This is a genomic window from Agrobacterium sp. CCNWLW32, from assembly GCF_037083425.1.
Lineage (GTDB): Bacteria > Pseudomonadota > Alphaproteobacteria > Rhizobiales > Rhizobiaceae > Agrobacterium > Agrobacterium radiobacter.
The window spans coordinates 45,820-58,887 of sequence record NZ_JBAOJM010000004.1 but is presented as its reverse complement, the minus strand read 5'-3'; the positions used below and the strand labels follow the sequence as shown (position 1 = coordinate 58,887).

The 13,068-nt window shown below is 60.7% G+C and carries 9 protein-coding genes; 2 read left to right on the top strand and 7 right to left on the bottom strand.

From position 1 onward, the window contains the following. Nucleotides 1-17 precede the first annotated feature (17 nt). The 7 genes from V6R85_RS10730 to V6R85_RS10700 all read right to left on the bottom strand — a co-directional run bounded on the left by V6R85_RS10730 (nucleotide 18) and on the right by V6R85_RS10700 (nucleotide 8,552). On the bottom strand, nucleotides 18-1,364 hold the full coding sequence (locus V6R85_RS10730) for an MmgE/PrpD family protein (RefSeq protein ID WP_112958600.1): 1,347 nt from the start codon (nucleotides 1,362-1,364) through the stop codon (nucleotides 18-20). A 4-nt stretch (nucleotides 1,365-1,368) separates the two neighbouring features. Next, nucleotides 1,369-2,169 (bottom strand): amino acid ABC transporter ATP-binding protein, encoded by an 801-nt coding sequence (locus V6R85_RS10725; RefSeq protein ID WP_003510314.1) that lies wholly within the window; start codon nucleotides 2,167-2,169, stop codon nucleotides 1,369-1,371. Nucleotides 2,170-2,181: 12 nt separating this feature from the next. Beyond that, nucleotides 2,182-2,964, bottom strand: coding sequence for an amino acid ABC transporter permease (locus V6R85_RS10720; protein WP_020811963.1), 783 nt, complete (start codon nucleotides 2,962-2,964; stop codon nucleotides 2,182-2,184). Further along, the gene (locus tag V6R85_RS10715; RefSeq protein ID WP_003510310.1) at nucleotides 2,961-3,704 is read right to left on the bottom strand and encodes an amino acid ABC transporter permease; all 744 of its coding nucleotides are present in this window, start codon (nucleotides 3,702-3,704) and stop codon (nucleotides 2,961-2,963) included. The genes V6R85_RS10720 and V6R85_RS10715 overlap by 4 nt, the downstream gene beginning before the upstream one ends. Before the next feature lie 279 nt (nucleotides 3,705-3,983). Then, entirely contained in the window at nucleotides 3,984-4,823 is an 840-nt protein-coding gene (locus V6R85_RS10710) for a transporter substrate-binding domain-containing protein (protein ID WP_003510308.1), read from the bottom strand. A gap of 306 nt (nucleotides 4,824-5,129) precedes the next feature. After that, a complete protein-coding gene (locus tag V6R85_RS10705) occupies nucleotides 5,130-7,418 on the bottom strand; it encodes an NADP-dependent malic enzyme (RefSeq protein WP_003510306.1) in 2,289 nt (762 codons plus the stop codon). Nucleotides 7,419-7,577: 159 nt separating this feature from the next. Next, nucleotides 7,578-8,552 (bottom strand): LysR family transcriptional regulator, encoded by a 975-nt coding sequence (locus V6R85_RS10700; RefSeq protein WP_162692728.1) that lies wholly within the window; start codon nucleotides 8,550-8,552, stop codon nucleotides 7,578-7,580. A gap of 325 nt (nucleotides 8,553-8,877) precedes the next feature. Here V6R85_RS10700 and V6R85_RS10695 point away from each other — a divergent pair, with 325 nt between their 5' ends. Continuing rightward, nucleotides 8,878-11,307, top strand: coding sequence for a glucose/quinate/shikimate family membrane-bound PQQ-dependent dehydrogenase (locus tag V6R85_RS10695; protein WP_112958601.1), 2,430 nt, complete (start codon nucleotides 8,878-8,880; stop codon nucleotides 11,305-11,307). Nucleotides 11,308-11,586: 279 nt separating this feature from the next. Further along, entirely contained in the window at nucleotides 11,587-13,017 is a 1,431-nt protein-coding gene (locus V6R85_RS10690) for a mannose-1-phosphate guanylyltransferase/mannose-6-phosphate isomerase (protein ID WP_112346565.1), read from the top strand. Nucleotides 13,018-13,068: the final 51 nt, after the last annotated feature.

Here is a 13,068-nt window from a genome sequence, read left to right as displayed (position 1 = left end):
CCTTCATGTCAGTCGAGTTATATTTGCGATACCAGAAGCGTTTCAAGCTTTCTGAGGTCGGCTGCGGTTTTCATGGACCGCACCAGTGCCGGAATGCTGGCGAATTTTTCATTGCCGCCGGTCGCGTCGGCAAATTTTTCGGTCGGGTCATCAATGCCGGGGAGGCCGTCGACACGGCGCGAGAGCACCGTGCCGTCCTTCTTCGTTACGTCGACGACCACGAAACGGGTGGTGGGATCGGGCGAGAGGCGGCGGGCGGTCTCATCATGCCGGCGTGAGATCTTGGCGGAAAGGGCAAGCAGGTCGGCGCGTGTCGGGTGCTCGTCGAAATGGCCGATCCCGAGTGCTCCATCCGTCAGTGCTGCGGCAAAGACATATTCGGCGCTGAAGCGCGCATCGATGCCGGTGGTGGGCGTGGCCGGTCCAACGAGCGCGGCATCACCGCCGGGCGGGAAGGTGATGGTGACCGCCTCGACCTCATCCGGTGTCAGACCATTGCTGTTGCGGAGCGCCAGCGCACCGACGGCAACGGGATGGCTCGCGGTGCAGCAGGGAAAGGCCTTGAGGGTGAGGCCGGGCGAGACGATCTGCCAGGGTGCGCCCCAGCCGGAGAGAACGCGTTTCGGCTGTTCTGCACCGAAGGCGAAAGCGGAATAAAAGCCGATGGGATTTTCCAGAAAATCCGGCGCGCCCTGAAAACCGGATCGCGCCAGCCGCGCGGCGGTGAGGCCGGCGCGCGTGGCAAGCCCGGCATGCAGCGGCTTGGCGTCATAACCGAATTGCAGGCGAAGTCCGGCCGATTGCGTGGCGGCAAGGCCGAGCGCCACGGCCGTGGTCTGAGGATCGAATTTCAGGATATGCGCAATTGCTGCCGCAGCGCCGATGGGGCCGAGTGTGGCGGTGGCGTGGAAGCCGTTTTCGTAGTGTTTGGTCCCGAGCGACAGGCCGAGACGCGCCATGGTTTCCAGCCCGACGATATAGGCCGCGATGAAGGCATCCGCCGTTGATCCTTCCTCGACCGCGATAGCCAGCAAAGCGGGAATGATGGCGACGGTCGGGTGGCCGCGCACGCTGCCATGGACGTCGTCATAGTCAAGCACATGCCCGGCGTGGCCGTTGATGAGGGCTGCGGTAAAGGCATCCGTGCGCAGATCATGGCCGATAATGCCCGACGTGCCTGACGCGCCCGGTGTAAAGCTGTCGATCAGGATTTTCGTGCTTCTATCCGCAGCTCCGCCCAGCACGCAGGCGAAAAAGTCGATCAGCGCCGCGCGGGCGATGGCAACCGCCTCGTCGTCGCGCAACGGATCGGAGGCAGCGATGGCCTCGGCCAGATGAAGCGTGAGTTTCTCGTCGGCGGTCATGACATCAGATCCCTTCGCCGTCAGCGACCCGCGCTACCTGTCCTCCGAGACCCTTGACGAAGGCGTTGATGCGGGGATTGGTCGACCTGTAGAAGATGTGCTCCGGCGTGCCCTGATCGACGATCAGGCCGTTTTCGGTGAAGACGATATTATCACTGATTTCTTCGGCAAAACGCATTTCGTGGGTGACGAGAATGCTGGTCATACCGTCATTGACGAGATCACGGATGACGGCGAGCACCTCGCCCACGGTTTCCGGGTCGAGCGCGGAGGTGACCTCATCGAAGAGCACCAGTTCCGGCCGCATGGCCAGCGCCCGGGCAATCGCCACGCGCTGCTGCTGGCCGCCGGAAAGCTGGCCGGGATAGGCATCGACTTTTTGGGAGAGGCGCACTTTCTCCAGCAATTCGCGGGCATGGCGCTCGGCTTCAGCCTTCGGCGTGCCGAGAATCTTGATTGGTGCGATGGTGATGTTTTCCATGACAGTCAGATGCGGGAAGAGATTGAACTGCTGGAAAACGATGCCGATACGCTTGCGCAGTGCGATGCGTTCAGCCTCGGTCTTCAGCTGGTCGACACGGGTGCCGCCGACGGTGATCTTGCCCGATTGCGGAATGAGCAGGCCGTTGATGCAGCGCAGGATGGTGGACTTGCCGGAACCGGAAGGGCCGATGATGGAGACGGCGTCGCCTTTGTTGACCGTGAGGTCGATGCCCTTCAGGACCTGATTGTCACCGAAGGACAGGTGTATGCCTTCCAGTTCGACCAGAGCTTTTGCGGCGGTTTGTGGTGCGGGTGCGGACATGGCTTGTTCCAATCAGCGGGAGGCGAAGCGCCGCTCGAGGCGCTGCGTGAAACGGGAGACGGGATAGCAGAACAGGAAGAACGCCATCAGGACAGTGAGATAGACCACGACGGTAAAATCGTTGCGCTGCACGGCGGTGCTGGCGTCTGTCGCGGCATGCAGAAGCTCATGCACGCCGACCAGCGAGGCGAGCGCCGTACCCATGGTGATCGACGCATAGAGGTTCATCCATGGCGGCAGCGAGCGCTTCACGCATTGCGGCAGGATGATCCAGCGCAGTGTCTGGTTACGCGAGAAGCCGAGCCCCTGCGCCGCTTCCCATTGTGCGGTCGGAATGGACTGGATGGCGCCGCGGGTGATTTCGGCGATATGGGCGCTGGCCGGAATGGCAAGGCCGACCACGGCCTTGATCCAGTCCGGAAACGGGATGTAATTGCCGAAAGCGACGATCTCGAAGGGGAAGATGTAGGTCGCGGCAAAGATCAGCACCAGATGCGGGGCGTTGCGGAAGATCTGAACATAGGTCAGCGCCGGCGCGCGCACGAGACGGTAGGGCGCAAGCTCCATGATGCCGAGCAGGACGCCGATGAAGGTGCCGATGGCGATCGCCAGGATGCTGATCAGCACGTTCATGGCAAAACCCTTGGCCAGATAGGGCAGCCATTGCAGCAGCACCTGGCCGAGCGAGGGATCGAGGATCAGCCACAGGATGACTGATATCGCCACGCCGAGCAGCAGAATGGTGCCGAAGGGCGGCTTCTTTACCGCCTGTGTTGGAGAAACCACCGCACTCATTGACCGAACCCCGGAACCGCAAGACGCCGTTCAAGCCACAGACCGGCCCTTGCGACGATAAAATTGATGACGCTGAAGAAGATGAGGATGACGATCATCAGCTCGACCACATTGTCGCGCTGCGTCCAGATCAGGATCGAGGCATAGGTGATTTCACCCACTGCAATTGCCGAGCCGACAGTGGTGAGCTTCACCAGATTGACGAGGTTATTGATGATGGAGGGCAGCGCTGTACGGATCGCCAGCGGAAACTCCACATAGCGTAAAATCTCGAAGGAGCTGAAACCAATCGCGCGGGCCGCCTCGATGGTAGTGGCCGGCACCGCCTCGATACCGCCGCGCAAGGCTTCCGCGTGGAAAGCGGCAATGTGCAGGCCGGTAATGGCAACGACCCAGAAGAAGGGTGTCAGCGGATTGTTCTGTGCGCCGCCGAGTACGTTGGAAATCAGCATGTTAAGCACGAGAAAGCCGCACATCAGCTGCACCAGCGTCGGCGTGTTGCGCGTCAGTTCCACATAGGCGCGGACGGGGCCGGCAAGCCAGGTTTTGCCTGATGTCAGCATGGCTGCGAAAATGAAACCGAAGACGAGGCTGAGCGGCAAGGTGACGGCGACGAGGATCAACGTCATCTTCATGCCGTCGAGCCAGATCTGAACCTCGTAACCGCTGTTCAGAAAGTCATAGTTAAGGCCGAGATGCGCGGCCAGTTCTATGAAGCGCGCTGTAAATGAATCCTGCATCGGAAATCCATGCTGTTATTGCGGGTGCCGTCCGGCGGGCGGCGCCAGAATGGCCTGCCTTGTTATAAAGCAGAAAAGAACGGCAGGCGAAACCGGCCGTTCTTGATGGTTGGGGGAAATCGCGATGATAGCCGCCGCCCTTTCCGTCATGCCGGTCCCCGGAACAAGCCCGGGGATGATCCGGCATCCAGCCGCGGCACGTCCGCGCCGCGAAGGAGACTCTCGTGGTCAAGGACTAGATCGCGCTGGACCCAGACCCGAGCGGGGTTGCCCCGGTCCTTATTGCGCGGCGGAGAGCTTCTTCTTCTGCTCTTCCATATAACCGATGCTGGGCAGGCGGTTGGCCTTGGCGAATTCGATCATCTTGCCGGAAGCGTGCAGTTCCTTGACAATCTTGTCGAGAGCGGCCTGCGTGTCGGCCTCGCCCTTGCGCAGCCAGATGACGGAATCCGACGGGATGAGGTCGGTCGGGATCAGGATGCCGTAATCTTTCCACTCGTCGGCGCGGTCCTGAAGCATCAGGCTCAGCGTACCGTTGACGTGTACGGAAACATCGCAATTGCCGCCCTTCAGCGCCAGAAGCGATTCTGGCTGGCTCGGCAGCGCCTTTACCTGTGCGCCATATTGTTCGATCAGCGGCTGCGTGTAGTTGGAACCTTGCGAAACGCAGGCGATCTTGCCCTTCAGGTCCGGCCAGTCCTTGATGCCACTGTCCTTGCGGCCGATTGCGGCGCCGCCCTGGCGGTCATAGGGGGTGGGCACATAATCGAGCGTTTTGGCGCGCTCTTCGGTGTACTGCATGTTGGCGATCAGAATATCGACCTTGCCCTGCTGCAGGAACTGCACGCGGTTGGGCGGCGTCACGGTCTCAGTCACCAGTTCGACGCCGAGACCGGCGGCCAGCGCCTTGGCGACGTCGATGTTGAGACCCTTCTGCTCCTGCGTCTTCGGATCGATAAAGCCGAAAGGCGCGCCGGAGAGGATGACGCCGACGGTGAGCTTGCCGCGACCCTTGATCCGGTCGAGCGTTGCATCCGCGTGAGCGGCGGTTGCCATCGAAGCGATGACGACGGTTCCGGCGATGAGTTTTGCGGCAAATCTGGAGAAAGAAAGGGCCATGGGTATTTCCTTTTGATTGTAGGTGGAAACTACATGAGGCACCCGCCAAGAGCGAGAATTGGCATTGCGCAAAAAATACTATGAATAGAAATCGGTTCCAAGAAAGTCTTTCAGCGGAAAAAATATCCTAATAACCGGAAATCGTAGAATCCTGTTCTTTGTCCCGCCGCTTCGTGTCCTGCCATGGGGCGGGAGAGTAATCCAGATGTTGCTGAGGACCGGATGGCCATATGCGGAGCGAGCGCATCCGGCTTGTTTCTTCTCCCCGCCGGGGAGAAGAAACGTGCTGCAACGTCCCAGCCTGTCTCAACGACCGGCGTTATAGGCCGCGATTGCCGCCATGTTGACGATATCGCTGTCCTTCGCGCCCATCGAGGTGATCTGCACCGACTTGTCGAGGCCGACAAGAAGCGGGCCGATGACGGTCGCGCCGCCCAGTTCCTGCAGCATCTTGGTGGAGATGGAGGCGGAATGGATGGCGGGCATGACCAGCACATTGGCCGGGCCGGAAAGGCGCGCGAAAGGATACTGGCTCTGCATGCGGTGATGGTTGAGCGCCACATCGGCCGACATCTCGCCATCGACCTCGAAATTGACATTGCGCTTGTCGAGGATTTTCACGGCCTCACGCACCTTGTCTGAGCGTTCGCCGGTCGGCTGGCCGAAAGTGGAATAGGCAAGCATGGCAACGCGCGGCTCGTAGCCGAAACGCCGCGCAAGGTGGGCTGCTTCTTCGGCAATGTCGGCAAGGTCCTCCGCATTCGGCATGTCATGCACGGCGGTATCGGCCACGAAGACGGTGCGGTTGCGCGAAACGACCAGCGAAACGCCGATGACGCGGTGGCCGGGCTTGGTGTTGATGCAGCGGCGGATATCCTCGAGCGCCGTCGAATAGTTGCGGGTAACGCCCGTCACTACCGCGTCCGCATCACCCATCGCCACCATGCAGGCCGCGAAATGGTTGCGGTCGTTGTGGACCAGGCGCTGCACGTCACGCAGCAGGAAACCGCCGCGCTGCAGACGCGCATAGAGATAATCGACATAGGCATCGACGCGGCTGGAGAGGCGGGCGTTGGTGATCTCGATATTGGCGCGGTCGAGATCGATGCCGGCGCGCTCCGCATTGGCCTTGATGATATCGTCACGGCCGAGCAGGATGGCGGTGCCGAGGCCCTGCGCAGTGAAGGAAATCGCCGCGCGCATGACCTGTTCTTCTTCGGCTTCCGCAAAAACGACCCGTTTCGGAGAGCGGCGCACGCGCTCGTAAAGGCGCTGCGTGGTCGATGCCATCGGGTCGCGGCGGGCGGAAAGCTCGCGGGCATAGGCGTCGAGATCGGGCAGTTCCCGGCGGGCGACGCCGGTTTCAATGGCAGCCTTGGCGACAGCCACCGGAATGGCCGAGATCAGACGCGGATCGAAGGGAACCGGAATGATGTATTGCGATCCGAAGCGCGGGCGGTTGCCCTGATAGGCGGCGGCCACATCGTCAGGCACATCTTCGCGGGCGAGGTCCGCCAGCGCCTGTGCGGCAGCGATCTTCATCGCGTCGTTGATCTGGCTGGCGCGAACATCGAGCGCACCGCGGAAGATATAGGGGAAGCCGAGGACATTGTTGACCTGGTTCGGGTAATCCGAACGGCCCGTCGCCATGATGGCGTCGTCGCGAATGCGTGAGACTTCCTCGGGGGTGATTTCGGGATCCGGATTGGCCATGGCGAAAATGATCGGTTTCGGCGCCATGGAGCGGATCATCTCTTCGCTGAAAGCGCCCTTCTGCGACAGGCCGAACACCACATCCGCACCCTTCATGGCTTCGGCCAGCGTGCGGTTGCTGGTTTTCACCGCGTGGGCGGATTTCCACTGGTTCATGCCTTCGGTGCGGCCCTGGTAGATCACGCCCTTGGTGTCGCAGAGCGTGATGTTTTCAGGGTTGAAACCCATGGCCTTGATGAGGTCCATGCAGGCGATTGCCGCAGCACCCGCGCCGTTGCAGACGAGCTTCGTGGTTTTGAAGTCACGCCCGGTCAGTTCGATGGCGTTGATGAGGCCGGCGGCGGCGATGATGGCGGTGCCGTGCTGGTCGTCATGGAAAACGGGAATATCCATCAGTTCGCGCAGGCGGCTTTCGATGATGAAACATTCCGGCGCCTTGATGTCTTCCAGATTAATGCCGCCGAAGGAGGGGCCGAGGTAACGCACGCAATTGATGAACTCATCGGCGTCTTCGGTGTCGACCTCGAGATCGATGGAATCGACATCGGCGAAGCGCTTGAACAGCACCGACTTGCCTTCCATGACCGGCTTGGAGGCGAGCGCGCCGAGATTGCCGAGACCGAGGATGGCCGTGCCGTTGGAGATGACCGCCACCATGTTGCCGCGCGTGGTGTAGTCGTAAGCGGTCGCCGGATTTTCGGCGATGGCTTTCACCGGCACGGCCACGCCAGGCGAATAGGCAAGCGACAGATCCCGCTGCGTCGCCATCGGTTTGGTCGGGGTGATTTCCAGTTTCCCCGGTCTGCCTTCCGCGTGGAAATCCAGGGCTTCCTGATCCGTAACCGATGTTCTTGTGCTGGCGGGTTTCGTCGTGTCGGACATGGGCTGAGCGTGCTTTCCTGTCGATAATAGTGTAAAAATATCCGCCGTTGTTATTGTATTTTTCGCGCGCCTGCCAAGCCTTGAATGTTGTTCAGTGCAGCAAATTTAAGCGTGATGAAATTTGTGGCCGATTCAATCGATTAATTCCTGTCTTTCGTGTCAGAGGCTCGGCCGATAGGCATGACGGGCCATGTTCACGAAGGCTTCGACATGCAGGGCGAGGGCGCCGCGCCTGACGACCAGCACACAATCGGACCACGCATCCGCGCTCTCCAGTGGCACGCCGGCAATGCCCCTTGCGGAACGCACGGTGGTTTCCGGCAGGATGGAAATGCCCGCACCCGCCTCCACGAGTGCTAGGATCGTATTGACGTTGGCGATACGCATGCCGATTTCCGGCGTGCAGCCGGCATCCTCGAAAAGCGAAAGCGCGCTGCTGCTGAGGCCAAGGCCAATCTCGTCAACCGGCAACAGCAGTTTTTCGCGCACGATATCGCCGACCGAAATCCGCGAGCGGTGGGCGAGTGCGTGCCGTTCCGGCAAGGCGACGCAAAGTTTCGAGCGATCAAAGGGCATGGCGCGCAAGGTCTGCGGCAGCGAGGGAAGAGGGGCGCGAATGAAGGCAACGTCGGTCTTGCGGGTCGCCACCTGCTCGATCAGTTGTTCCATCGTCATGCCGGGCAACAGTTCAAGCGTCACATCAGGGTGTTCGTCGCCATAGCGGGTAATCAGCGCTGGCAGTTTGCGCTCCGCCATGACACTGGTGCCGTAACCGATGCGCAACGTTCCGAGCTGGCCGCGCCTGATCTGCTGCGCCTTTTCCAGCGCGCCTTTGGTGCGGGCAAGGATTTCCTCCGCCTCGATGAGCATGGATTGGCCGGCAGGCGTGAGTTCCACACCGCGATTGATGCGGTGAAAAAGCTTGAAGCCCAGATTTTCCTCCAGCTGGCGGATGCGCTGGGTCACGGCAGGCTGGGCGATGCCGAGCTGCAGGGCGGCGGCGCGAAAGTTTCTGGCTCTTGCGGCTTCCACGAATATTGTGAGTTGGCGAATATCCATCGGCGGACAGGTCTTTGTGTTGTCGGGTTTGGTGTGATATAAGTGTAGCTTATCAAAATTGCCCGCCATGCGCATTGTCATCTTGTCACAGGCGACGTTATACCGCAGCCAGTGTTTCGGTCGTCTTTGCCGCTTATGCGGGCATTGGCGATGCGAACCGGGGAGGATTTGTTCAAGCACCTTGTCCGCCGTCCATGGGGTCGGCGGTTACCTGCAGTGAATGGGTCAAAATGACAGTCACGACGGAAGTCTTCCCCACCATTGTTCCCCGTTCAGCCGCGCCGCCTCCGGCGCATCTTCGCCTGGCCGCAATGGCCGCGAACTGTCCCGGCTTTGCCGGACACTGAACGATCATCGGGCTTCAGCCTTTTTGGCGGCTCTTCTAACCGGACATTCTTTCATGGGTAATCCAGCAACTTCACTATCGCTCCCAGCCAGATTATGGCTGTTGGTGCTCGGCGCGGTCATCATTGCCGCAGGCCTGTTCTTCGCCATTGGCGGCGGCCAGCTCGCGGCCCTCGGCGGCAGCCTTTACTTCATTGCGGCGGGCATCGCGTTGATCGTCTCCGGCCTGCTCATCCTGTTGCGCAAGCCTGCCGGCGCGCTTCTCTTCGGCCTTGTCGTCGTCCTCACCGGCGCCTGGGCGGTGTGGGAAGCCGGATTGCACTTCTGGCCGCTCATTTCCCGCCTTCTGGCGATAGGTGTCGGCGCCACGGTCGTTGCGCTCTCCTATCCGCTTTTGCGCCGTGCGGCAGGCAAGGCCCCGGCATATGGCACTTCCTTTGCCATTGCCGCCATTCTCGCCATCGCTTCCGGTGCAGGTTTTGCCGGCATGTTCGTGCCGCATCCGACCGTCGCCTTCAATGGTGAGGCGGCCGCGCTGACGCCGGTAACCCCGGAAACCGAGCAGAAGAACTGGGAGCATTACGGCAATACATCCGGCGGCAGCCGCTTTGTCGCGCTCGACGAAATCACCCGTGACAACGTCAAGAACCTCGAAGTCGCATGGACTTACCATACCGGCGACACCCCGATCAGCCCCGGCGCGAATGGTGCGGAAGATCAGGAAACGCCGCTGCAGGTTGGCGACACCGTGTTCCTTTGCACGCCGCACAATAATGTCATCGCTCTCGATGCCGATACCGGCGCTGAGAAATGGAAGACGGAAATCAACGCGAAATCCTCCGTCTGGATGCGCTGCCGCGGTCTTGCCTATTTCGACGCCAAGGCGCCGCTGAAGCAACCGACCGCACCAGGTTCCACGCCGGTTACCCCGGCAATCGTGGCTGAAGGCGCGCTTTGCCAGCGCCGTATTCTGATGAACACCATCAATGCGGAACTGATTGCGCTTGATGCCGACACCGGCGCGTTCTGCCCTGACTTCGGCACCAATGGCCGTGTCGATCTGAAGATCGGTCTCGGTAATGCGCCGGACCCGCAATATGTGCTGACCTCGGCCCCTACACTGGCGGGAACGACCGTCGTGGTCGGCGGCCGTATCGCCGACAACGTACAGGTGGATATGCCCGGCGGTGTTATGCGCGGTTTCGATGTGGTGACGGGCGCGCTTCGCTGGGCCTTCGACCCCGGTAATCCTGATATCACCGGACTGCCGCCCGAAGGGCAGACCTACACGCGTTCCACGCCCAACGTCTGGGCGTCCATGTCCTACGATCCGGAGCTGAACACCGTCTTCATGCCGGTCGGCAGCCCTTCGGTGGACTTGTATGGCGCGACGCGCACGCCGCTCGACCATAAATATGGTGCTTCGATGCTGGCGCTCGATGCCACTACCGGTCGGGAAAAATGGGTCTACCAGACGGTTCATAACGACCTCTGGGACTTCGACGTGCCGATGCAGCCAAGCTTCATCGATTTCCCGAAAGCGGATGGAACGACTGTTCCGGCACTGGTCTTCGGCACCAAGGCGGCGCAGATCTATGTTCTCGACCGGGCGACCGGCCAGCCGCTGACGAAGGTTGAAGAAGTTCCGGTCAAACCCGCCAATATTCCGAACGAGCCCTATGCGCCGACACAGCCGCGCTCGGTCGGCATGCCCGAGATCGGGGCGCAGACCCTGACGGAAGCGGATATGTGGGGTGCAACCCCGTTCGACCAGCTTCTTTGCCGTATTGCCTTCAAGGGAATGCGCTACGAGGGGCTCTATACAGCGCCGGGTACGGACCTCTCCCTGTCATTCCCGGGTTCGCTCGGCGGCATGAACTGGGGCGGTCTTTCGACTGACCCGACGACGAACACCATTTTCGTCAATGACATGCGCCTCGGCCTCTGGATTCAGATGAAGGAAGCCGCACCCAGCAAGGCAACGGCAAGCGGCGGCGAAAGCGTCAATACCGGCATGGGCCTCGTGCCTATGAAGGGTACGCCCTATGCCGTCGACAAGAACCGTTTCCTTTCGGTTCTCGGCATTCCTTGCCAGGCTCCGCCCTATGGCACGATGACCGCGATCGACATGAAGACCCAGAAGATCAAGTGGCAGGTGCCTGTTGGTACCGTCGAGGATACCGGGCCTCTCGGCATCAAGATGGGCCTGCCGATCCCGATCGGCATGCCGACGCTCGGCGGCACGCTCGCCACGCAGGGCGGTCTCGTCTTCATCGCCGGCACGCAGGATTATTATCTGCGCGCCTTCGATACGGCGACCGGCAAGGAAGTCTGGAAGGCCCGCCTTCCGGTCGGCAGCCAGGGAGGTCCGATGAGCTACAAGTCTCCGAAGACCGGCAAGCAATATGTGGTTATCTCGGCCGGCGGCGCACGCCAGTCGCCTGATCGTGGCGACTATGTAATCGCCTATGCATTGCCGGATTGATTTTGGTTTGATCATTCTGAAAAAAGGAACCCCGGGACGTTATCCCGGGGTTTTTCTTTGTCGTGAGCCGGCGTGAGCGGCCATTCCGTGCGGAACCTCACTCTCCCTCCTGCGTTAGGAAAACGGGGCCTGCCGGCAAATCGCCGCCATTCACCAAGCTTTCACAAGGCGAATTTATGAGCTTGCGCTTATCCGCCCGTGAACCGATGATGGCGGTATTTCGAAATATGTATATTGTCCGGCGCGCCGGGAAATTTTTAGAGTTGGAAAGGTTTTGTTGTGAAGGAACAATCTCGAAAGATCACGCCGGTTCTTCTTGCCGGCGGTGCTGGTTCCCGGCTTTGGCCGGTATCGCGCGATCAGTTGCCCAAGCAGTTCCAGCCGCTGGTCGGCAATCTTTCGACCTATCAGCAGACGCTGCAGCGGGTGGGCGACAAGAGCCTTTATGCCGAACCGCTGGTGATCACCAACGAGGATTTCCGTTTCTTCGCTCGCCGCCAGGCGGAAGAGATCGATCTGCCGGCAACGGTGGTGCTTGAGCCCGCCCGCCGCGACAGCGCCGCCGCGATGGCCGCTGCCGCCGTGCTTGCCGAGCGCCGCGAGCCCGGATGCCTGGTGCTGGCGCTTGCCGCCGACCATGTGGTGCTCGATGCCCAAAAGTTTTCCGATGCCGTGAAGCTCGGCGCAAAAGCCGCCGATCAGGGCAATATCGTCGTCTTCGGCCTCGTGCCGACCGAGCCGCGTACCTCCTACGGTTATATCAAACCGGGCGAGGCGATCGACGGCGAGGAAGACCTCAGCACCGTCGATGCTTTTGTCGAGAAGCCGGATGTGAAGACGGCGATCTCCTACTTGGAAAAAGGTTATCTCTGGAACTCCGGTAACTTCCTGTTCCGTTCCGATGTGATGATTGCCGAGCTGAAGGCCTTCGCGCCGGAGATCCTTGCCGCGGTGACGCAGGCGGTCGAGCAATATGAAAGCGACCTCGGCTTCGTGCGCCTGCATCAGGCAAGCTTCGAGGCCTCGCCGAAAAATTCGATCGACTACGCGGTGATCGAGAAGACCAAGCGCATGGCGGTGGTGCACGGCCATTTCCGCTGGTCAGATATCGGCAGCTGGGATGCGATCTGGGAGATTGCCGACAAGCGTGGCAACGACAACGCACTGGAAGGTAACGGCGTCTTCATCGATTCCGAAGGCTGCCTCATCCATTCCACGCAATTGTTGACGACGGTGGTGGGCGCGAAGGACATGGTGGTGGTGGCCACCAAGGATGCGGTTCTGGTGGTGCCGAAAAACCGGGTGCAGGATGTGAAGGGTCTGGTGGAAAAGCTGAAGGACAGCGAACACGCGCCACAGACGCAGACCCACAAGCGCGTCTATCGCCCCTGGGGTTATATCGAACACATGTATGTGGACGAGCGTTACCGGGTGGGCCACATCACGGTCGATCCCGGCCACCGCATTTCGTTCCAGAAACACTATCACCGCTCGGAACACTGGATCGTCGTGAAGGGAACCGCGACTGTCACGATCGGCGAGGAAACCCGGCTGCTGACGGAAAACCAGTCGGTTTATATCCCGATCGGCCAGCCGCACCGGCTGGCAAATGAGGGGCAGATTCCGCTCGAACTGGTCGAAATCCAGACCGGGGCCTATATCGGCGAGGACGATGTCATCCGCATCGAGGATGACTACAAGAGGCAATAGGGGCGCTGCCTATGCAAAGGGAACATAAGGCGAGGCGGACATAAGTCCGCT